The sequence below is a fragment of the Amycolatopsis rhabdoformis genome, assembly GCF_035918295.1.
GTDB classification, from domain to species: Bacteria; Actinomycetota; Actinomycetes; order Mycobacteriales; family Pseudonocardiaceae; genus Amycolatopsis; species Amycolatopsis rhabdoformis.
In genome coordinates this window covers 2,282,447-2,302,437 of the sequence record NZ_CP142149.1, presented here as the reverse complement: position 1 = coordinate 2,302,437, position 19,991 = coordinate 2,282,447, and the positions used below count along the sequence as shown (strand labels likewise).

The following is a 19,991-nucleotide window of genomic DNA, read 5'->3' as shown; positions in this document are numbered from 1 at the left end:
GGTTACGCGATAATCTTTACACTGTTTTGCAGTCGAAGGGACGGCCATGGGAGCACCGACGCCGCCGGTCACCGGCCTGAGCGTGCTCGCGGTCTCCCCCGCCACCGACTGGCCCGGCCTCACCCGCGAGCTGGCCGCGGCACCACTGCCGTGCGTCACCGTGCTGGTGTCGGACGAACCGCTCCCGGCGGCGGCCGCGCCCGCGCTCGAACAGGCCGACCTCACCCTCGCGCCCGACGGCCCGGGCCGGCTCACGGTGCCGGCCGGCCCCGGCGACCTCGACCGGATCACCGAAGCGTGCGAACGCTTCCCGGGCGCCACCACCACACTCACCGGCCTGCTGCGGCTCGGCGAGCACCTCGACGTCGCCGGCGGCATCACCGCGGAAGCCCACGCCTACTCCGCCTTGCTCGCCGGCCCGGAACACGCGAGCTGGCTGCGAGCGCGCAAACCCCGGCGCCGGCGCGCCGACAACGAAGACGCGGTCATCCTCCGCCGCGAGGACGACGTCCTGCACCTCACCCTCAACCGGCCCGAGGTCCACAACGCCTTCGGCCGCGCGCTGCGCGACCAACTGGTCAACGCGCTCGACCTCGCCCTGCTCGACGACTCCGTGCGCTCGGTCGTACTGCGCGGCGCCGGCCCGTCGTTCTGCTCCGGCGGCGACCTCGCGGAATTCGGCACCACGCCCGACGTGATCACGGCGATGACCGTGCGGATCAGCCAGAGCGTGGGCCGGCGGATCGCGCGACTCGGCACCCGCGCGACCGCGCACCTGCACGGCGCCTGCCTCGGCGCCGGCATCGAGCTGCCCGCCTTCGCGAACACCGTCACCGCCGACCGCGACGCGCGGTTCCAGCTACCCGAAATCGCCATGGGCCTCATCCCGGGCGCCGGCGGCACGATGAGCATCCCGCGCCGGATCGGCCGCGCGCGCACCGCCTGGCTCGCCCTCACCGGGCACCACATCGACGCCAAGCTCGCGCACGCGTGGGGGCTGGTCGATGAACTCACCTGACGAGGTCGCGCTGTGGGCCACCGCAGCCGCCGCTGCACCAGGTCGCCGACCGCACCGAGGCGCGCACCACGAGGATCGCCCTCACCGGCACCGCATCGACGCCAAGCTGGCCCACGTGTGGAGGCTGGTCGATGAACTCACCTGACGAGGTCGCACTCTGGGCCACCTCCGGCGCCATGGCCATCACCGGCCTACGCGACGGCACCCCGCTCGTCTCCACCGGCCGCCCAGCAACCGCGGTGACCCGGGCACTGCGCCAGGTCACCGATAGCACCGCGCTGCTCGCGCTCACCGGGCACCGCATCAACGCCCAGCTCGCCCACACGTGGAGGCTGGTCGATGAACTCACCTGACGAGGCCGCGCTCTGGGCCGTCTCGGGCGCCATGGCGATCACCGGCCTCCGCGGCAGCACCCCGCTCGTGCCCACCAGCCGCCGAGCAACCGCGGTCGCCTGGGCGCCGCGCCAGGTCGCCGACCGAACCGAGGCCGCACCGCGCTACTCGCCCTCACCGGGCACCACATCGGCGCCGAACTGGCGCATGCGTGGGGCTTGGTGGATGAACTCACCTGACGAGATCGCGCTGTGGGCCACCTCCGGCGCCATGGCCATCAGCGGCCAGCGCGACGCCACCCCTTTCCTGCCCACCGGCCGCCCAGCAACCGCGGTGACCCGGGCGCTGCGCCAGGTCGCCGAGTACACCGAAGCGCGCACTGGCATCCGGCCGGCCCTGCCCGGGCTACACATCGACGCCGAACTGCTCCACACGTGGAGGCTGGTCGATGAACTCACCTGACGAGGTCGCACTCTGGGCCACCTCCGGCGCCATGGCCATCACCGGCCTACGCGACGGCACCCCGCTCGTCTCCACCGGCCGCCCGGCGACCGCGGTCGCCCAGGCGCTGCGCCAGATCGCCGACCGCACCGAGGCGCGCACCGGCGTGCGGCCGGAGCTGCCCGGGGTGACGCTGCTCGGCGAACGTGCCGCGCTCACCGGGTTCGGTCGCAACGGTCCGCGGTCGATCGGTGGCCCGTTCCGCATTCTGCGGACGGCCGACGGGCATCTCGGCATTTCCCTGCCACGCGCCAGTGATCGGGAGTCGGTGCCGGCGCTGATCGGGGCGGCCGTGCCCGGCGAGCCGTGGGATTCGCTCGCCGCCTGGGCGTACGCGACGCCGACCGCCGAGGCCGTCGGCCGTTGCCGTGTGCTGGATCTGGCGGCCTCGGCGATCCTGAAGCCCGAGGGCTCCCGCGACGCGGCGCCGGTACCAGTGCGGATCACGCCGGGCGCGGCCCGGGCGCGGGTTCCCGAGCGCCCGCGAGTCGTCGACCTGTCGTCGCTGTGGGCCGGTCCGTTGTGCGCGCACCTGTTGTGGCTCGGCGGCGCCGAGGTGATCAAGGTGGAAAGCACGCGCCGCCCGGACGGAGCACGCGGGGGCAACAAGGAGTTCTACGACCTGCTCCACCACGGGCACGCCGCCGTCGCGTTCGATTTCCACGCGCCCGCCGACGTCGACCGGCTGCGGGCGCTGATCGCGTCGGCGGACCTCGTGATCGAGGCGTCCCGACCGCGCGCCTTGCAGCGTCTGGGCATCCGCGCCGAGGACCACGTGGCCGCCGGTGTCGGCTGGCTCTCCATCACCGCGCGCGGCCGCGCCTCCGACACCGTCGGTTTCGGCGACGATGTCGCCTGCGACGCCGGCCTGCTCGCCTGGGCCGGCGAGCAACCGGTGCCGGCCGCCGACGCCCTCGCCGACCCCCTGACCGGCGTCACCGCCGCCGCGGTGGCGACCGAAGCGCTGCTGTCCACCACCTCCGCCCTGGTCGAGGTGTCCATGATGGACACCGCCGCCGCGGCCGCCGCGCACCCGCCGGACGACCACCGCGTGGTCGGCCACGCCGGTTCCTGGCTGGTCGAAACGGCAACCGGCCTGCACCCGGTCCTCGCCCCGGTGAGCCGCCGCGGGCCGGGCCCGGCCGCCGCGGCGGGCGCCGACAACCACCGGTACGCGCCGTGACCGGCCGGCTGTTCCGTCGGGTCGAGGTCGCCGGGCGGGTCGTGGACGTGCGCACCGACCGCACCCGCATCACCGAGATCGGGCAGGAGCTGCGGCCCCGCGACGAAACCGTCATCGACGGCGGTGGTGGCGCCCTCATCCCCGGTCTGCACGACCACCACCTCCACCTGCTCGCGATGGCCGCCGCGCGAGCGTCGGTCGATCTTTCCGAAGCCCGCACGCCGGAGGACCTCCGCCAGGCTCTCGCCACCCAGGCGCAGACCACGCCCGAGGGCACCTGGATCCGCGCCACCGGTTACCACGAAGCACCCGACCGCCCGCCGCTCGAGCGCGGGTTTCTCGACCGCTGCTGCCCACGGCACCCGGTGCGGGTCCAGCACCGCGGCGGCGCGCTGTGGGTGCTCAACAGCTCCGCGCTCGCGCAGGTGCCGCTCGACGACTCACCGGACGTCGACCGAGGCCCCGACGGCGCCCCGACCGGCCGCCTCTTCCGCTACGACGAGCGGCTGCGCGGCCGGCTTCCCCGCGAAGCGCCCGACCTGGCCGCCGTCGGCGCCGAGCTCAACCGCCTCGGCCTCACCCGGGTCACCGACGCGACGCCGGACCTCGACCCGGCCGCGATCGGCCTGCTGACCGACGCCGTCCGCACCGGCCGTCTCCCCGTCGAGCTCACCTTGCTCGGCGCGCCGACCGCACCGCCGCCGGCCGGTTTCCGGCTCGGTCCCGAAAAGCTGCTCCTGCCCGACCACCGGCTGCCGCCGTTCGACGAGCTGTGCGCCCGCGTCGAAGCCGCCCACGCGCACGGCCGCGCGGTCGCCGTGCACTGCGTGACCCGCGAGTCGCTGATCCTCACGCTCGCCGCGCTCGACCAGAGCGGACCGCTCGCCGGCGACCGGATCGAGCACTGCGCGGTCGCTCCCCCGGACCTGTACCCGCGGCTACAGAACCGCACCGTCGTGACCCAGCCCGCGTTCCTGCGCGACCGCGGCGACGACTACCGCCGCGAAGTGCACCCGGACGACGTGCCCTGGCTCTACCCGTACCGGTCACTGCTCGACGCCGGCGTCGAGGTCCTGCCCTCCTCCGACGCCCCCTTCGGCCCGCTCGACCCGTGGCAAGTCCTGCGCTGCGCGCGCGACCGGACCACTCGCGACGGCCACCGCCTCGGCGCCGGCGAGGCCGTGGAAACCCGCGTCGCCCTCGCCGGTTACGTGCGCGGCCGCACGGTCGAGGTCGGTCAACCGGCCGACCTGGTCCTCCTGCACGAGCCCTTGCGGGCTGCGCTGCGGGACCCGGACGCCGCGCTCGTCCGCACGACGTTCGGGCCCGCCCCGCGCTAAACCGCCTCGAGCACCACCGCGCCACCCTGTCCCCCGGCCGCGCACATCGTCGCCACCGCGATCCCGCGGCCACGCCGGCGCAGCTCGTGCGCCAGGGTCGTGAGCATCCGCGCACCGGACGCCGCGATCGGGTGGCCGAGGCTGCAGCCGCTCCCCCACGGGTTGACCTTGTCCTCGTCGAGGCCGAAGTGCCGGACGGCGGCCACCGGCACCGAGGCGAACGCCTCGTTGATCTCCCACAGGTCCACATCGGCGGCGGCGAGCCCGGCGCGCTTGAGCACGAGCTCGGCCGCGTCGATCGCGCCGAGCCCGGTCAGGTGCGGCGGCACGCCGACGGCGGCCCACGCCCGGATCCGCGCCAGCGGCACGAGGCCTTGCTCCGTGGCTAGCTCGTCGCTCACCACGGCGAGCGCCGCGGCCGCGTCGTTGACCCCGGACGCGTTGCCGGCGGTGATGGCGAACCCCTCGATCTCGGGGTGCAACGGCTTCAGGCTCGCCAGCTTCTCGAGCGTCGAGGACCGCCGCGGGTGCTCGTCGGACGCGAACAGCCGCTGCTCGCCGTCCAGCTCGACCGGCACCGGCACGAGCTCGTCGGCGAACTGGCCCGCGTCGATCGCGGCGACCGCGCGCTGGTGCGAGCGCAACGCCCAGCGGTCCATCTCGTCCCGGCTCAGGCCGCGCTCCAGCGCGACGTTCCAGCCCACCGAAAGCGTGGTGTCGTCGTCGCCAGGGCCGTAGGTTTCGTCGGTGTAGTACGGAAAGGTCGGCCGGCCACCGTCCACAGTGTCCGTCGAGCCCGGCACCCGCGACATCAAACTCGGGTTGAGCGAGTACGAATGCGTGCCACCGGCAATGACGGCGTGCTCCATCCCGGAGCGCACCGCCGCGGCCGCGTTGCCGACCGCGGTGAGGCTGCCCGCGCAATGCCGGTTCACCGCCTGCCCCGGCACGCGCGGCATCCCGGCCGCGACGGCGGCGTAGCGGGCGAGGTCACCACCGCCGGCCAGCGCCTCGGCGAGGATCACGTCGTCGAAGTCCGAGGGTGCCAGCCCCGAGCGCCGCACCGCCTCGGTGACGACCAGCGTCGCGAGCGTCTCGGGCGCGGTTTCGCGCAGCGAGCCCTTGTACGACGTGGCGATCGGCGTGCGGACCGCGCTGACGATGAGCGCTTCAGGCATCAAGAGTCTCCTTGGGTGACGAGATCACAAACCGAGGCCGCGGCCGAGCAGGTCCTTCATGATCTCGGTGCTGCCGCCGTAGATGGTCGAAATCCGCACGTCGCGGTACAGGCGCGCGATGGGGTACTCGGTCATGTAGCCGTAGCCGCCGTACATCTGCAGGCACCGGTCGACGACCCGCTTGGCCAGCTCGGTCGTCCACCACTTCGCCTTGGCCGCGGTCGTCGCGTCGAAAGTGCCGTCGAGCACCGCGCGGATCCCGGCGTCCACGAACGTCTGGCCTAGCTCGATCTCGGTGTCCATCTCGGCGAAGGCGAACCGGTTGGCCTGGAAGGAGCCGATCGGCGAACCGAACGCGCGCCGCTCCTTCGCGTACGCCAGCGCGCCGTCGAAGGCGCTGCGGGCGGTGGCGATCGCGGCGACCGCGATCGAGAGCCGTTCCGACGGCAGGTTCTCCATCAGGTGGTGGAACCCGCGGCCCTCGGTGCCGATCAGGTTCTCCGCCGACACCCGCACGTCGGAGAAGAACAGCTCCGCCGTGTCACTGGCGTTGTTGCCGATCTTCTCCAGTTTCCGGCCGCGCGTGAACCCGGTCGTACCCGACTCGACGGCGAACAGGCTCAGCCCGCGGTGTCGCTCGGCCTCGGGGTCGGTGCGCGCGACGACGAGCACGATGTCGGCGTTGATGCCGTTGGAGATGAAGGTCTTCTGGCCGTTGAGCACCCAGTCGCCGCCGGCTTTGCGCGCGGTGGTGCGGATGCCGGCGAGATCGCTGCCCGCCTCGGGCTCGGTCATCGCGATGGCGAAGGTGAGCTCACCGGACGCCAGGCCGGGCAACCAGCGGGCTTTCTGGGCGTCGTCGGTCAGGCGCAGCAGGTACGGGCCGATGATGTCGTTGTGCAGCCCGAAAGCCGGGCCGTGCAGGCCGGTGCGGGCCTGCTCCTCGACCACGATCGCGTTGTAGCGGAAGTCGTCGACGCCGAGGCCGCCGTACTGCTCGGGCACGCCGAAGCCCAGGATCCCGGCCTTGGCGGCGGCGCGGTAGACGCCGCGGTCGACCAGCCCGGCGCGTTCCCAGTCCTCGTGGTGCGGCTCGACTTCGCGGCGCAGGAACTCCTGCACCAACCCGCGGAACTCATCGTGCTCCGGCTCGAACACGGTGCGGTTCATCCCGGTCCTTCCTCTAGGCCTGGTTGGTGAGCAACAAGCAGCCGGCGAACGGGCCGATCGCGTTGGAGACCACACCCACGCGGGCACCGCCGACCTGCCGCGGCCCCGACTGCGCGCGCAGCTGCCGCACCACTTCGATCACGTGGTTCACGCCGTGGATGCGCCCGACGTTGGCGGCGCCGCCGTCGCAGTTGACGGGCAGCCGGCCGCCCGGCGCGGTGCCGCCGCCGAGCACGAAGTCCGCCGCGCCGCCGCGTTCGCAGAGGCCGAGTGCCTCGAGCCAGTCGAGGACCACGAACGAGAAGCCGTCGTAGAGCCCGGCCACGTCAACATCGCCCGGCTTCCAGTCGGTGCGGCGCCACAGGTGCGCGGCGGCCGCGTGGCTCGCGGTGCGGGTCACGTCGCGCGCGTGCTCGAACGTCCGCTCGCCGCTCACGCCGAGCGAGTACGCGTCGACCAGCACCACCGGAGCGGCCAGGTCGCGGGCGCGTTCCTCGGTGGTGAACACGACCGCGGCGCCGGCGTCCACCGGGTAGTCGCAGTCGAGCAGGCGGATCGGCGCGCTCACGAAGGGGCTCGCTTCGTAGTCGGCCAGCGTAAGCGGCGCGCGGTGCAGCGCTTCGGGGTTCATCGTGGCGAACCGGCGCTGCGCCACGACCTGCGTGCCGATCGCCGCCTCGTCCCAGCCGAGTTCGTGCACGAGCCGGCGCTGGTACATCCCGGCCCACTGCACCGGCTGGCCGCCGCCGAACACCTGGGTGAACTGCCGGTCGCCGCCGACGGTCGCGGTGTGCGGCAGCCCGGTGGAGGTGTGGCGGCGGATCGCCCGCAGCGCGATCACCGTGTCGCACATCCCGGAGGCGACGGCCATCGCGGCGCTCACCGCCGACTGCGCGAACGCCGGCCCCTCGGTCATCCCCGCCACCCACGTGAGGCCGGTCATCCCGACGGCGGCGGCGGTGCCGTAGGCGTCGATCGTGTCGGGCGCGAAGCTGTAGGCCGAGAGCCCGTCGACGTCGGCGGGCCGCAACCCGGTGTCCGCGAGGGCAGCGTGGATCGCTTGGGTGCACAGTTCGAGCACGGACAGCCCGGTGTCGCGGCCGATCGTCGACAGGCCGTAGCCGGCGACCGCGACCCGGCGCGCGCTCACGCGTCCTCCGCCGGCTCGAACACCGGCACCGAAAGCGGCCCGTCCGGCGAATCGAGGGGATCGTGCCGCACCCGCACGCGCGCGCCGATGCGGACGCTGTCGGGGTCGCAGCCCACGATGTTGCTGAAGATCCGGACGTCGGGCACCTCGTCGAGCGCGATCGAGGCGAGCACGTACCGGCCTTCGGCTTCGAACGCGGCGTTGAACGTGCGCTCGCAGACCACGAACGAGTAGGCGGTGCCGTCGCCGCTGTGGTCCACGAAGCCCAGCTGACCCGAACCGCAGGCGGCGCACACCGGCAGCGGCGGGTGCTGCACGGCGCCGCAGGCCGAGCAGGTCTGCAGGTTGATCCGCCGCGCCGGCGCGGGTGCCCAGAAGCCGGCGCTGTACGGCTCGAGCTCGGGCACCGGCCTTCGCAGCACGCCGGGGAACTGGCCGTTCACGGTCATCGCACTCCTAAATAGCTACCTGATTTGCGATCGTAGCTTGCACACTGCCCACTTGTCACGCTGTAGCGACGCGGTTGCAGACGGACCTTGCCGCAATTCAGCTAACTATTTATGCTGCCTCGAAGCGCCCCTCATCGTGGAAGGACTCTCGTGAAGCTCACTGACGCTTCGGCTGTCGTCACCGGCGGTGCCTCCGGACTCGGTCTCGCGACCGCCCGCCGCCTGGCCGGGATGGGCGCGGCCGTGGTCGTCGCCGACTTCGCGCCCGAGGGCGCCGACGTCGCCGCCTCTTTCGGCGCCGGGTTCGTGCGAGCCGACGTGACCTCGGAAGACGACCTCCGGGCCGCGATCGAAGCGGCGAGCGCGAAGGCCCCGCTGCGGGCGCTCGTGCACTGCGCGGCCACCGCGAAACCCCAGCGGATCCTGAAGAAGGACGGCAGCGCCTCGTCGCTGGCGGACTTCGAGCGCGACGTGCGCATCTGCACCGTCGGCTCGTTCAACGCCCTGCGCCTGGCCGCCGAGGCGATGGCCGCCACCGAGCCGATCGACGGCGAGCGCGGCGTGTGCGTGCTGACCGCCTCCGTCGCGGCGTTCGAGGGACAGATCGGCCAGCTTTCCTACGCCGCGGGCAAAGGCGGCGTGGTGAGCATGACGCTGCCCGCCGCGCGCGACCTCGCCTCGCACCTGATCCGGGTCGTCACCATCGCGCCGGGCCTGTTCGCGACACCGCCGATGCTGGCCGTGCGCGAGGACATCCGCGCCGGTCTCGAAGCGCTGGTGCCGCACCCCAGCCGGCTCGGCCGGCCCGAGGAGTTCGCCGACCTCGCCGCGCACGTCGTCGAGAACCCGATGCTCAACGGCGAGGTCGTCCGCCTCGACGGCGGGATCCGGATGCAGCCGCGGTGAGGAAACCGCACCCCGCCCGAACCCGTTCCCGGAGCAGGAGAGCAACGATGGAAACCACAGTGCGGACCTCGGACACCGGCTCGGAGCTCGCGCGGCTCGACGGCAGTCTGGTGCTGGGCAAGGAGCTTCTCGGCGGCAAGGCCTGGGGCATCAACCGGATGCGCTCGCTGGCGCTGCCGGTGCCGCCGGCGTTCGCGGCGACCGTGGCCTGCTGCCGCACCTACTACGAAGCCGGGCGCACGCTCGACGAGCGCACCTGGGAGTCGATCGTGGCCGGCGTCGGCTGGCTCGAAGCGCAGACCGGCCGCAGGTTCGGCGACGCCGAGCGCCCGCTGCTGGTGTCGGTGCGCTCGGGCGCGGCGATCAGCATGCCCGGGATGATGGACACCGTGCTCAACCTCGGCATGAACGACACCGTCGAGGCGGCGCTCGCCGCGTCCGGCGCCGGACCGCGGTACGCGGCCGACACGCGCGAGAGGTTCCTGCGCCAGTACACCTCCGTGGTGCTGCGCGGCGAAGGCGAGGTGCCCGACGACCCGTGGGTGCAGCTGCGCGCCGCCGTCGCCGCGGTGTTCGACTCGTGGATGTCGCCGCGCGCGGTGACCTACCGCAAGAACCGCGGCCTGACCGACGACGCCGGCACGGCCGTGACGGTGCAGGCCATGGTCTTCGGCAACCTCGACGACCGCTCCGGCACCGGCGTGCTCTTCACCCGCAACCCGATGACCGGCGAGCTGCCGGCGTTCGGCGAATGGCTGCCCGGCGGCCAGGGCGAGGACGTGGTCTCCGGCTCGCACGACCCGTTGCGCCTCGACGCGCTGGCCGAGCACCTGCCCGAAGCGCACGCCGATCTCCTGCGCTACGCCGACCAGCTCGAGACGCTGCAGCGCGACATCCAGGACATCGAGTTCACCGTGGAGTCGGGCAAGCTGTGGATCCTGCAGGTGCGCAGCGCCAAGCGCTACGCGCGCGCCGCCGTGATCGCCGCGGTCACCATGGTCGACGAGAACCTGATCAGCCGCCGCGAGGCCCTGCGCCGCGTCGACGCCGAGCAGGTGCGCCAGCTGCTCAAGCCCGAGCTCGAGGCGCTGTCGGGCACCCCGCTGTTGCGTGGCGAACCGGCGTGCCCGGGTTTCGCCAGCGGTGTCGTGGTCGCCGACCCCGACGAGGCCGAAGAACGCGGCGACACCGAGAAGGTGATTCTCGCCCGCCCCACCACGAGTCCCGACGACCTGCACGGCATGCTCAGCGCGCAGGGCATTCTCACCGAGCTGGGCGGCAGCACGTCGCACGCCGCGGTGGTGAGCCGGGAGATCCACCGGCCGTGCATCGTCGGCATCGGCGCCGGGCGCGTCGCCGAGTTGATCGGGAAGACCGTGACCATCGACGGCGCCCGCGGCGAAGTGTGGGAAGGCGTGGTGCCGCTGCGGCCGGTGTCCGAGGGTGAGGTGCGCGAGTTCAGCCGGCTGTTCCGCTGGGCCGCGCCGCTCGTGCCGTTCCGCGTCGTGCGCGCCCACGAGGACCTCCCGCCGGACGTGGTCGACCTCGACACCGTCGCCGACTGGCGGACCGCGATCGTGGGCGCGCAAAGCGTCCGCGGTGCCGTCGTGTCCACTGAGGAGGGTGTGCGGGCGATCATCGAAGCCGGCGTGCGTGAGGTGATCGCGCCGTATGCGCTTCCGGTGCTGCTCACAGCGCTGAAGATCCTCGACGACGGCCAAGGCTGAACGCGAGCGCCGGCCGGGTCGAGTGAGCCGGCCGGCGCTTTTCGGTATGGGTAATCCTTGCCCACCACCGTTTCCGGCTCAGGTGGCTCGGCCCGCCGCGGCTTCCGCGGCCCGCGTGAGACCGGCCCAGCCGATGAGATCCTCGTGCAGTTCGAACCACACCGTGTGGTAGCTGTCGATGATCGGCTTCGTCACGAAGGTGTGGTCACCGGACTCGAAGCGGGCCTTCGCGGCGGTCAGGCGGTCGAGGTACCGGCCGGCGCGCGGCACCAGGCCGGCGACCTGGGTGAGGATCGGCACCACTTTCTCGTGCTCCGCGGCGATCCGGCCCAGCACGTCCGCGTCGTAGCCGGGGTCGGTGTGGTCGTTCGGGGTGCCGTCGGGGTTCAGCTGCCAGGCGGTGAAGATCGCCTTGGCCTCCGCGTTCACCACGCTGAACTCCTCGTACAGCGCGCGGATCGCGTCGGCGTCGAGGCGCGCGCGTTCGTCGGCGAGCGCCGCGGCCAGTGCTTCGCGGCCTTCTTTGGTGGTACGCAGCAGATCCTGCGGCGTGCGCACCAGGTGTCCGGCCGACACGGCGTCGTCGACGAGCCCGCCGACCGTGCCGGCGTCCGCGCCGAGCGTGGTCACCACCTGGTCGATGTCCACCCGTCCCTTCAGCGCGACGGTGCGCAGCAGTCGCAGATCGGTCACGAGAACACCTCTCCCCTCATCGATTCCTCCGCGGTGCGGATCTCACTCGTCAGCCGGCGCAGCAGCCGTGGCGCGCCGAAGATCACGACGGCGACCAGGTGCCCCTCGCGGCGCAGGTCGAGCACTTGGCCGTCGCGCCACGACGCCTCGGTCGCCAGCTCGGGCCGGCCGACCACCTGCAGCTTCAGCCCGGCCTGGTCCGACCAGAAGTACGGCGGCCCGCGGAACGCCTCCGGCACCGGCAGCCCGAGCAGCGCGTGCGCCACGACCGAAGCCTGATCGGCGGCCGAGGACCAGTGCTCCCGGCCGACGTGCGCGCCGGCGGCGATCGGGTCGCGCCACGCGGCGACGTCGCCGAGAGCCCACGAGTCGGCGGCGCCGAGGATCCGGCCGTCCGCGTCGCAGGCGATCCGGCCGGCACCGGCCGAGGCCCACGCCTGCGTGTTCGGCACCGCACCCAGCGCGGCCAGCCCGAGGTCGGCGGTGAAGCGCCGCCCGTCGGCCAGCTCGACCACGACTCCGGGCGACACCGCGCGCACCGAGGACCCGAGCACGAACCGCACGCCGGCGCGTTCGTGTTCGGCGCGAAGCCGCGCCCCGGCGACGGCGCCGAGCACCGACGCCAGCACTTCCTCCTGCTGCTCGACCACGGTCACCGCGACCCCGCGCCGCACGGCCTCCGTCGCGACCTCCAGGCCGAGGAAGCCGGCGCCGACGATCACCAGCGTCGCCGCGTGGTCCAGCTCGGCGCGGAACGCCTCCGCGTCGGCCAGCGTCCGGATCGTGTGCAGGCCGGGAACGTCGAACAGCTCGGGCAAGCGCGCCCGCGCACCGCTCACGACCACCACCGTCGCCTCGGTGAGCGTGGTGCCGTCGAACGAACGGACCTGGCCGGGCTCGGCCACCACCGGCTCGCCGAGTCGCAGGGTGATGCCGAGCTCGGCGGCCGTGCCCTCCGGCGCGAGAGCCACGTCGGCGCGCCCGGCCTCCCCGGTCAGAAACCGCTTGGTCAGCGGCGGCCGGTCGTACGGCGCGTGCGGCTCGTCGCCGAACACCGTCACCTCACCGGCGTAACCGAGCGAACGCAGCTCCGTGGCCACTTTCCACCCGGCCAGGCCGGCCCCGACGATCGCGATACCCGTCAAGAAGCGCCGCCCGAAGCGCCGCGCCGCGCGCGGAAGGTTTCCAGCAGCGTGGTCACCTGCTCCAGCCGCCGCCGCACCTCGTCCGTGCCGCCGGCCGCCACGGTGGCCTCCAGTTCGGCCTGCTGCGCCACGAGCCGTTCCTCGGCCTCGGCGTAGGTCAGCAGATCCTGGTCGGTCCAGTCGGACTTGCCCTTGGCCTGCTCTTCGAAGACACCCATGCCGCTCAGCCCGGGAAGTCGAAGAGCCGGCGCGGGTTGAGCTCCACGATCTGGTGCACCACGTCGTCGGGAATCTCCTGGAACACCTGCTCGGCCCGCTTGCGCGACTCCGGCCAGTGCGAGTCCGAGTGCGGGTAGTCCGCCTCCCACAACATGTGGTCGACCCCGATCACGTCGCGCGCGGTGAGGCCGGCGACGTCGTCGATGAAGCAGCCGTAGATGTGCTTGCGGTAGAGCTCCGAAGGGCGCACCGATTGGTTCACGTTCTGGTAGTGCCGGTGCTTCTCCCACACCTGGTCACACCGCTCGATCAGGTACGGCAGCCAGCCGATGCCGCCTTCGGACAGCGCGAACTTCAGGTTCGGGTGCTTGTGGAACACCGGCGAGAACACCAGGTCCGCGTAGGCGTACATCGAGTTGCAGCCGAACAGCGCGATCGACACGGCCCACGGCGCGTCGTCGGCGGTGTGCGGCGCCTGGCCGGACGTGCCGAAGTGCGCCGACAGCGGCATGTTCAGCTCTTCGGCCGCGTAGAAGAGCGGGTCCCAGTGGTCGGTGTGGAACGAGGGCAGGCCCAGCCGGGCCGGGTTCTCGCTGAAGAAGATCGTCTTGGCGCCCTTGGCGTGGGTGCGCCGGGCTTCCTGCGCGGCCAGCTGCGGGTCCCACATCGGCACGAGCACACCCGGGATGAACCGGCCGCGGTCGGCCGCGCACCACTCGTCGAGCAGGAAGTCGTTCCACGCCTGGATGCAGAGGAACGCGAGCTCCTTGTCCTTGGCCGCGGTGAACACCTTGCCGGCGAACCCGGGGAAGGACGGGAAGCACAGCGCCGCGTGCACGCCGTCGAGGTCCATGTCGATGAGCCGGGCGTGCGGTTCGTAGCAGCCGGGGATCATGTCGGCGTAGCGCAGCGGCTCCACCCCGAACTCCTCCGGCTTCTTGCCGGCCACGGCGTTGAGGCCGATCTGCGCGAAGCGGTTGCCCTCGTAGTACCAGGCCTGCCCCGGCGGGCCGTCCTCACGCGGCTCGTCGACGATCTTCGGCCCGTCCTCGAGGTACTTGCGCGGCAGCCGCGTCTGCCAGACGTGCGGCGGCTCGATCAGGTGGTCGTCCACCGACAGGAGCTTCATGTGCGGTCGCAAGGGCATGCCGGTTCTCCCTGGGTCGAAACTCTGACTCGAAAATAGTAAGATGAATTGTGATTGGGCGCCAGTGCCCCACCGCACCGGGATTCGCGGGCGACCCGCGGCCTCGGAAGCGGACCGAGCGAGATCGAGTGGGATAGGTTTTCGCCCATGACGGATGCGACACCGCTGCCTTCGGCGACCGGGCCGGGCCGCGACTTCACCGCCAACTGGCGGCCCATCGCGCCCCCGCGCGTCGCGAGCGTCATCTCCGACGACCTGCGCCGGCGCATCGTCGAGGGCGATCTGCCCGACGGCAGCCAGCTCCCGTCGGTCGCCGACCTGATGGGCCGTTACGGCGCGTCCCGGCCGACCGTGCGGGAAGCCGTGCGCGTGCTCGAAGCCGAGCTGCTGCTGGTCAACGCGCCGGGCAACCGGGCCACGTTCACCGTCGCCGGTCCGAGCCTGCCGCCGGTCGCCAAGGCGACCGCGATCTCGCTGCACCTGCGCGGCGCGACCGTGGCGGCCATCCGCACCGTGCGGGCCGACCTCGAACGCCGCCTGGCCCGCTGGCTCACCGCCGAGCACCTGGCCACGCTCGGCTCCGGCGACGCCGACTTCCATTTGGCCGTGGCGCGCGCGGCCGGGAACATCACCGGCCTCACCGTGCTGGAGATCTTCGACCAGGTCGCCGCGCTCGGCAGCAACGCCGACCTCGCCCCGTGCACCGACACCGCCGCGCACACCGCACTGCGCGAGCTCGCCTCCGACGCCGACGCGTTCCGCACCGCGTGGGTAGAGCACGTGGCGACCACGGCCGGCGGACCGGCCACGGCGTACCGCATGGGCCAGGTCCCCACCTCCGCCGACCAGACCGAGGCCGAAACGGTCGCGGCGATGCTGCGCCGGCGCGTGATCGACGGGACCCTCAAACCCGGCGACCGCCTCCCGATCGGCGCCGAGATGCGCGACGAGCACCAGCTCACCCGCACCGGCCTGCGCGAAGCCCTGCGCATCCTCGAAGCCGAGGGCCTGATGCACGTCCAGCTCGGCGTGCGCGGCGGCCCCGTGGTGGCCCACCCCGAACCACAGGCCTCGGCGCGGTACCTCGGCCTGCTGCTGCAGAGCCGCGGCACGTCGATCCGCGACTTCATGGAGCTGCGGGCCATCGTCGAATCACTGATCGCCGGCTCGCTGGCCGACAGCCACGAGCCCCTGGACACCCTGAACGCCGCCCTGGCCCACGAGACCGCGCTGCTCGCCGACACCACCGCGTTCGCCCCGGCCGGCCTGCGCTTCCACGAGCTGCTGGCCGCCCGTTCGCCTTCGGTGGCGCTCGGCTTCGTCTACGAGCTGCTCGAAGAAGTGCTGAACCTGACCGCGCGCGTCCGGTTCAGCACCGAGCCGTCCAGCATCGACCGCGCCGCCGAGGCCCACGCCGACCACGTGACGATGCTGCAGCTCCTGCGCGACGGCGAGCACGACCGGGCGAGCGAGCTGTGGACCACGCACTGCAGGCTGCGGCCCCGCCCGGGTGACGACGGGACGTTGAACATGTTCAAGCTGGTCCGCGGCCGCCGCTGACCGGCCGTCCTCGAGCGGCGGGCACGCAATCGTGATCCGCGGCCGCCGCTGACCGGCCGTCCTCGAGCGGCGGGCACGCAATCGTGATCCGCGCCCACCGCCCAGCGGACTTCCGGTGTGCCGCAACGACTACAGGCGGCGCGTGAGCCCGCCGTCGACGACCAGGGTCTGGCCGGTCACCCAGTCGACCGCGTCGCCGCACAGGTAGCGCAGGGTGCCGACCAAGGCCTCCGGGCCGTTCCTGGTCTTGATCATCGCGGAGCCGACCAGGCGGTCGATGCGGGCGTCGTCGAGGGTTTCCAGCGTGGCCTCGGTGAGGATCGGGCCGGGGGCGATGGCGTTCACGGGGATGCCGTGCGCGCCGAGTTCCTTGGCCTGGCTCTGGGTCAGGTGGATCAGCGCGAGCTTCGTGGCGCCGTAGACGCCGCCGGGCGTGTAGGCGGCCACCGAGGTCTGGTTCACGACCCGGCCCCAGCCGGCCGCGATCAGCTGCGGCGCGAAGGCCTGCACCATGAGCAGCGTCCCGTCGACGTTGACCGAGAAGAGCTTGCGCCAGTAGGCGATGTCGACCTCGAGCACCGGGTCGAAGCGCAGCGACTGGTAGATCGCCGCGTTGTTGACCAGGATGTTCGCCCGCCCCACCTCACGCTCGACCCGTGCGGCCAGCGCCTTCGTGGACTCCTGGTCGCTCACGTCCACGGTCATCGCGACCGCGCGGCCGCCCTTCTCCCGGATCAGCGCGGCGGTCTCCTGCGCACCCTCGGGCTTGATGTCGGCCGCGACGACGGACGCGCCGTCCTCGGCCAGCGCCAGCGCGTACTCGCGGCCGATGCCCTGGGCGGCACCGCTGACGACCGCGACGTGGTTCGAGTGGTCCATGGACAGCTCCTGTTCGTGGGGGGCAGGCGGGGCGAGTGTCCGGACGCATGCTGACAGCCCGGCGACCTGCCCGCTATTGTTATAACTGATTTTCGATCGAACGTCAGGTGCGCGGTCCCCTTCGGCGGCACCTGCCCGAGCCCGGGAGGCGGGTCGGAGCACATGACCTTCGTCATCACCAGTGGTTGTTGCAGCGACGCCGCGTGCGTCGCCGTGTGCCCGGTCCAGTGCATCCGGCCCCGCCCCGGCGACCCGGACTTCGCGGGCGCCGAGCAGCTCTACATCGATCCGCGCTCGTGCATCGACTGCAGCGCCTGCGAACCCGTGTGTCCCGTCGGCGCCATCGTGCCCGACTACGACCTCGATCCCGACGACGTGCACCTCACCGTGAACGCCGAGTTCTTCACCGGTGCGCCGACTCCCGAGGAACCCGCGCCGGCCGCCGTGCGGCACACCGTGGCGGCCGGGCCGCTGCGCGTGGCCGTGGTCGGCGCCGGACCGGCCGCGCTGTACGCGGTGGCCGAGCTCTCGGCCGTCCCCGGCGTGGAGGTGACCCTCGTCGAGCGGCTGCCGACGCCGCACGGGCTCGTGCGCTACGGCATCGCCCCCGACCACGCCGGCACCAAACGCGTCGCCGACCAGTTCCGCACCACGCTCACGCGGCCGAACGTGACCTGCCTGTTCAACGTGGAAGTCGGCCGCGACCTCAGCCTCGCCGAACTCTCCGCCGCGCACCACGCGGTGATCTGGGCGGCGGGCGCGCCGGCGGCGAACGCCCTCGGCCTCCCCGGCGAAGACCTGCCCGGCGTGCACCCGGCCGGCGACTTCGTGGCCTGGTACAACGGCCACCCCGACCACGCCCGCGCCGAGTTCGACCTGTCCGGTCGCCGCGCCGTGGTGATCGGCAACGGCAACGTCGCCCTCGACGTCGCCCGGGTCCTCGCCCGCCCGGCCGCCGACCTGGCGCGCACCGACATCGCCGACCACGCCCTGGCCGCGCTGGCCGGCAGCGCGGTCGCCGAGGTGCTGATCGCCGCGCGCAAAAGCCCGCACCAGGCCGCGTGCAGCCTCGGCGAACTCGAAGCCCTCAGCCGCACGCCCGGCCTCGCGCTCCGCTGCGAGGACCTCGACCTGAGCGTCTCCGCGGACGTCGCGGCCGCACTGCACCCGGCCGGGCCTTCTCCGCTCCAGCAGCGAAAACTGGCCCTGTTCACCGAAGCCGCCGAAGCCGGCCACACGGCGGACCGCACGATCACGTTCGGCTTTGGTCTCGAACCCCGCCGCTTCGAAGGCACCGACCGCGTGCGCGGCGTCGTCTTCGAGCGCACCGTGACCGAACTCGTGGACGGAACCCCGCGCACCCGCGGCACCGGCGACCACGTCACGGTCGCGGCCGACCTGGTGCTCACCGCGACCGGCTACCGCTCCGCGGAAATCCCGGGGCTGCCCTTCGACAAACGCCGGGGCCGCATCGCCAACGACGGCGGCCGGGTCACCGAGGAAAGCCGAGTCCGCCCGGGCACCTACTGCACCGGCTGGGCCCGCCGCGGCGCGTCCGGTGTGGTCGGCACCAACCGGGCCGACGCGGCCGAAGTCGTCGCTGCCGTGCTCGCGGATTTCGCCGCCGGCCTGCTGCACGCGGCCGAGCCGGCTGGTGGATCGCCCGAAACGCTGCAAGAACTGCTGCGTACCCGCGGAATTCCGGTCCTCGACGCCCGCGCCTGGGCCCGGCTCGACGAGCACGAGGTGGCCCGCGGCCGCACCGAAGGCCGGCCGCGCGTGAAGGTCACGGCCGTCGAGGACATGCTCCGCCTCGCCGCACCGCGGTGAACCGAGCCGGCCCGCCCCCGATCACTCGGGGGCGGGCCGGCTGGTTCCGGGTGGGGATGGCTCCCGGAAACCGTTATCCCGCGGGATATTTGATCGTCTTCAGCTGCGTGAACTCGTCGAGACCCTCGGTGCCGTTCTCACGCCCGAGGCCGGACTGCCGGTAGCCGCCGAACGGCACGCCGGGGTTGGTGAAACCCGGGCCACCGTTGAGGTCGACCGTGCCGGTCTTGAGCCGGGCCGCGATCTCGAAGGCCCGCCCCGACTGCGCGGACACGACGTGCCCGGCCAGCCCGAAGTCGCTGGCGTTGGCGAGCGCCACGGCCTCGTCGTCGGTGTCGTAGCCGATCACCACCCCGACCGGGCCGAAGATCTCCTGCTGCGCCACCGGCCAGGTGTTCTCGACACCGTCCAAAATGGTCGGCCGGTAGAAGAAGCCGCCGAGCCCGGTGTCCGGCCGTTCGCCGCCGGTCACCACCGTGGCCCCCTGCTCCAGCGCGCCGGCGACCGCTCGTTCGACTCGCTCCCGCGCCGCTTCCCGGATCAACGGCCCGACCCCGGTCTTCGGGTCGCGCGGATCGCCGACCACGGTCGCACCGGCGATGGCCCGCACGCGCTCGAGGTAGGCGTCCTTCACGGAGTTCGCGACGAGGTGGCGGGTGGTCAGCACACAGCCCTGACCGGCGTGCGTGGCGATGTTCTGGAAGCCGATCCTGGCCGCCAGCGCGATGTTCGCGTCGTCGCAGACGATCAGCGCCGACTTGCCGCCGAGCTCCAGCAGCACCTTCGTCATCCGCGGCGCGACGGCGGCCAGGATCGTGCTGCCGACCGCGCCGGACCCGGTGAAGCTGACCAGGTCGACGCCCGGCGCGGTGACCAGGGCGTTACCCACGTCGGCGCCGCCGGTCACCACGTTCAGCACACCGGCCGGCAGCCCGGCCGCAGCGGCGGCCTCGGCCATCAGCAGCGCCGAATACGGCGTGAACGGCGAAGGCTTGAGCACCACGGTGTTGCCCGCCGCGAGCGCCGGGCCGATCTTCATCACGTTCTCCAGGAACGGGAAGTTGTACGGTGTGATCGCGGCGACCACCCCGTAGGGCTCCCGTTTCACGACCCAGTTGCCGAGCACCTTCGACCCGTCCGACCGGCCGCTCACCACCGGCGCCTTCGGCACGAGCTCGGGCCGGCGAGCCGCCTCCGCCCAGTACTCCAGGTGCTTGAGCGGCAGACCGACCTGCTGGCCGCGCGCGAGCGTGACCGGGCACCCGGTCTCCGCCACGACCACGCCGACGATCCGCTCGACCATGCCGGCCAGCTCGGCGTGGAAGCGGTACAGCGCTTCACTGCGCTGCCTCGGCGTCGCCGAGCCCCACGCGCCCTCCCCCGCGCGCCGCGCCGCCGCCACGGCCGCACCGACGTCTTCGGCCGAGGCGTTCGGCACGGTGCCGAGCTCGGCACCGGTGGCCGGGTCGAGCACCACCTCGGCGTCCGCGCCCCCGGCGGCCACGCGGGCGCCGCCGATCCAGGTGCCGACGTCGGGCAGCTTCACTTCGAGCACAAGTCCTC

General features: G+C 72.8%; 19 protein-coding genes. 9 read left to right on the top strand and 10 right to left on the bottom strand.

The window, feature by feature from the left end:
• Positions 1-46: 46 nt before the first annotated feature.
• The 5 genes from VSH64_RS10790 to VSH64_RS10770 all read left to right on the top strand — a co-directional run bounded on the left by VSH64_RS10790 (position 47) and on the right by VSH64_RS10770 (position 4,375).
• A complete protein-coding gene (locus tag VSH64_RS10790; RefSeq protein WP_326835399.1) occupies positions 47-1,018 on the top strand; it encodes an enoyl-CoA hydratase/isomerase family protein in 972 nt (323 codons plus the stop codon).
• A gap of 131 nt (positions 1,019-1,149) precedes the next feature.
• Entirely contained in the window at positions 1,150-1,371 is a 222-nt protein-coding gene (locus VSH64_RS10785) for a hypothetical protein (protein ID WP_326835398.1), read from the top strand.
• Positions 1,358-1,813 carry a hypothetical protein gene (locus VSH64_RS10780; RefSeq protein ID WP_326835397.1) on the top strand — a complete coding sequence of 152 codons (456 nt, stop codon included), beginning with the start codon at positions 1,358-1,360 and terminating at the stop codon, positions 1,811-1,813. Before VSH64_RS10785 ends, VSH64_RS10780 begins: the two co-directional genes overlap by 14 nt.
• Positions 1,800-3,035, top strand: a complete 1,236-nt coding sequence (locus VSH64_RS10775) for a CoA transferase (protein ID WP_326835396.1) — start codon at positions 1,800-1,802, stop codon at positions 3,033-3,035. The genes VSH64_RS10780 and VSH64_RS10775 overlap by 14 nt, the downstream gene beginning before the upstream one ends.
• Entirely contained in the window at positions 3,032-4,375 is a 1,344-nt protein-coding gene (locus tag VSH64_RS10770) for an amidohydrolase family protein (RefSeq protein ID WP_326835395.1), read from the top strand. The genes VSH64_RS10775 and VSH64_RS10770 overlap by 4 nt, the downstream gene beginning before the upstream one ends.
• Here VSH64_RS10770 and VSH64_RS10765 read toward each other — a convergent pair.
• Genes VSH64_RS10765 through VSH64_RS10750 form a run of 4 tightly spaced genes read right to left on the bottom strand, consistent with a single transcriptional unit; the run spans position 4,372 to position 8,322 of the window.
• Positions 4,372-5,553: a thiolase family protein gene (locus VSH64_RS10765; RefSeq protein WP_326835394.1), complete on the bottom strand. Its 1,182-nt coding sequence runs from the start codon at positions 5,551-5,553 to the stop codon at positions 4,372-4,374. The two genes, VSH64_RS10770 and VSH64_RS10765, sit on opposite strands and share 4 nt — an antisense overlap.
• A 24-nt stretch (positions 5,554-5,577) precedes the next feature.
• Entirely contained in the window at positions 5,578-6,723 is a 1,146-nt protein-coding gene (locus VSH64_RS10760; RefSeq protein WP_326835393.1) for an acyl-CoA dehydrogenase family protein, read from the bottom strand.
• 13 nt (positions 6,724-6,736) lie between these two features.
• Entirely contained in the window at positions 6,737-7,873 is a 1,137-nt protein-coding gene (locus VSH64_RS10755) for a thiolase family protein (RefSeq protein ID WP_326835392.1), read from the bottom strand.
• Positions 7,870-8,322 carry a Zn-ribbon domain-containing OB-fold protein gene (locus VSH64_RS10750; RefSeq protein WP_326835391.1) on the bottom strand — a complete coding sequence of 151 codons (453 nt, stop codon included), beginning with the start codon at positions 8,320-8,322 and terminating at the stop codon, positions 7,870-7,872. The genes VSH64_RS10755 and VSH64_RS10750 overlap by 4 nt, the downstream gene beginning before the upstream one ends.
• Positions 8,323-8,472: 150 nt before the next feature.
• Between VSH64_RS10750 and VSH64_RS10745 the strand changes: the two genes are divergently transcribed.
• A complete protein-coding gene (locus tag VSH64_RS10745) occupies positions 8,473-9,228 on the top strand; it encodes an SDR family oxidoreductase (protein WP_326835390.1) in 756 nt (251 codons plus the stop codon).
• A gap of 47 nt (positions 9,229-9,275) precedes the next feature.
• Positions 9,276-10,955 carry a pyruvate, phosphate dikinase gene (locus tag VSH64_RS10740; protein WP_326835389.1) on the top strand — a complete coding sequence of 560 codons (1,680 nt, stop codon included), beginning with the start codon at positions 9,276-9,278 and terminating at the stop codon, positions 10,953-10,955.
• A 78-nt stretch (positions 10,956-11,033) separates the two neighbouring features.
• Here VSH64_RS10740 and VSH64_RS10735 read toward each other — a convergent pair whose 3' ends face one another.
• The 4 genes from VSH64_RS10735 to VSH64_RS10720 are packed head-to-tail and all read right to left on the bottom strand — an operon-like array spanning position 11,034 to position 14,159.
• A complete protein-coding gene (locus VSH64_RS10735; RefSeq protein WP_326835388.1) occupies positions 11,034-11,648 on the bottom strand; it encodes a hypothetical protein in 615 nt (204 codons plus the stop codon).
• Positions 11,645-12,793: an NAD(P)/FAD-dependent oxidoreductase gene (locus tag VSH64_RS10730; RefSeq protein WP_326835387.1), complete on the bottom strand. Its 1,149-nt coding sequence runs from the start codon at positions 12,791-12,793 to the stop codon at positions 11,645-11,647. The genes VSH64_RS10735 and VSH64_RS10730 overlap by 4 nt, the downstream gene beginning before the upstream one ends.
• Entirely contained in the window at positions 12,790-13,011 is a 222-nt protein-coding gene (locus VSH64_RS10725; protein ID WP_326835386.1) for a hypothetical protein, read from the bottom strand. The genes VSH64_RS10730 and VSH64_RS10725 overlap by 4 nt, the downstream gene beginning before the upstream one ends.
• Before the next feature lie 5 nt (positions 13,012-13,016).
• The gene (locus VSH64_RS10720; protein WP_326835385.1) at positions 13,017-14,159 is read right to left on the bottom strand and encodes an amidohydrolase family protein; all 1,143 of its coding nucleotides are present in this window, start codon (positions 14,157-14,159) and stop codon (positions 13,017-13,019) included.
• A 147-nt stretch (positions 14,160-14,306) separates the two neighbouring features.
• Here VSH64_RS10720 and VSH64_RS10715 point away from each other — a divergent pair, with 147 nt between their 5' ends.
• Complete coding sequence (locus tag VSH64_RS10715; protein WP_326835384.1) at positions 14,307-15,719, top strand: FadR/GntR family transcriptional regulator; 1,413 nt, start codon at positions 14,307-14,309, stop codon at positions 15,717-15,719.
• Positions 15,720-15,848: 129 nt separating this feature from the next.
• Here VSH64_RS10715 and VSH64_RS10710 read toward each other — a convergent pair whose 3' ends face one another.
• Positions 15,849-16,598 carry an SDR family oxidoreductase gene (locus VSH64_RS10710; RefSeq protein ID WP_326835383.1) on the bottom strand — a complete coding sequence of 250 codons (750 nt, stop codon included), beginning with the start codon at positions 16,596-16,598 and terminating at the stop codon, positions 15,849-15,851.
• A 162-nt stretch (positions 16,599-16,760) separates the two neighbouring features.
• Between VSH64_RS10710 and VSH64_RS10705 the strand changes: the two genes are divergently transcribed.
• Positions 16,761-18,428 (top strand): FAD-dependent oxidoreductase, encoded by a 1,668-nt coding sequence (locus VSH64_RS10705; RefSeq protein WP_326835382.1) that lies wholly within the window; start codon positions 16,761-16,763, stop codon positions 18,426-18,428.
• Between the two features lie 73 nt (positions 18,429-18,501).
• On the opposite strand, the gene VSH64_RS10700 is transcribed toward VSH64_RS10705, so the two are convergent.
• Positions 18,502-19,983, bottom strand: coding sequence for an aldehyde dehydrogenase family protein (locus VSH64_RS10700; RefSeq protein ID WP_326835381.1), 1,482 nt, complete (start codon positions 19,981-19,983; stop codon positions 18,502-18,504).
• Positions 19,984-19,991 lie beyond the last annotated feature (8 nt).

Bases quoted from the DNA above. Each gene is read 5' to 3' on its own strand.
- VSH64_RS10790 (WP_326835399.1), top strand. From the start codon at position 47: ATGGGAGCACCGACGCCGCCGGTCACCGGCCTGAGCGTGCTCGCGGTC.
- VSH64_RS10785 (WP_326835398.1), top strand. From the start codon at position 1,150: ATGAACTCACCTGACGAGGTCGCACTCTGGGCCACCTCCGGCGCCATG.
- VSH64_RS10780 (WP_326835397.1), top strand. From the start codon at position 1,358: ATGAACTCACCTGACGAGGCCGCGCTCTGGGCCGTCTCGGGCGCCATG.
- VSH64_RS10775 (WP_326835396.1), top strand. From the start codon at position 1,800: ATGAACTCACCTGACGAGGTCGCACTCTGGGCCACCTCCGGCGCCATG.
- VSH64_RS10765 (WP_326835394.1), bottom strand. From the start codon at position 5,553: ATGCCTGAAGCGCTCATCGTCAGCGCGGTCCGCACGCCGATCGCCACG.
- VSH64_RS10760 (WP_326835393.1), bottom strand. From the start codon at position 6,723: ATGAACCGCACCGTGTTCGAGCCGGAGCACGATGAGTTCCGCGGGTTG.
- VSH64_RS10750 (WP_326835391.1), bottom strand. From the start codon at position 8,322: ATGACCGTGAACGGCCAGTTCCCCGGCGTGCTGCGAAGGCCGGTGCCC.
- VSH64_RS10740 (WP_326835389.1), top strand. From the start codon at position 9,276: ATGGAAACCACAGTGCGGACCTCGGACACCGGCTCGGAGCTCGCGCGG.
- VSH64_RS10725 (WP_326835386.1), bottom strand. From the start codon at position 13,011: ATGGGTGTCTTCGAAGAGCAGGCCAAGGGCAAGTCCGACTGGACCGAC.
- VSH64_RS10720 (WP_326835385.1), bottom strand. From the start codon at position 14,159: ATGCCCTTGCGACCGCACATGAAGCTCCTGTCGGTGGACGACCACCTG.
- VSH64_RS10715 (WP_326835384.1), top strand. From the start codon at position 14,307: ATGACGGATGCGACACCGCTGCCTTCGGCGACCGGGCCGGGCCGCGAC.
- VSH64_RS10710 (WP_326835383.1), bottom strand. From the start codon at position 16,598: ATGGACCACTCGAACCACGTCGCGGTCGTCAGCGGTGCCGCCCAGGGC.
- VSH64_RS10705 (WP_326835382.1), top strand. From the start codon at position 16,761: ATGACCTTCGTCATCACCAGTGGTTGTTGCAGCGACGCCGCGTGCGTC.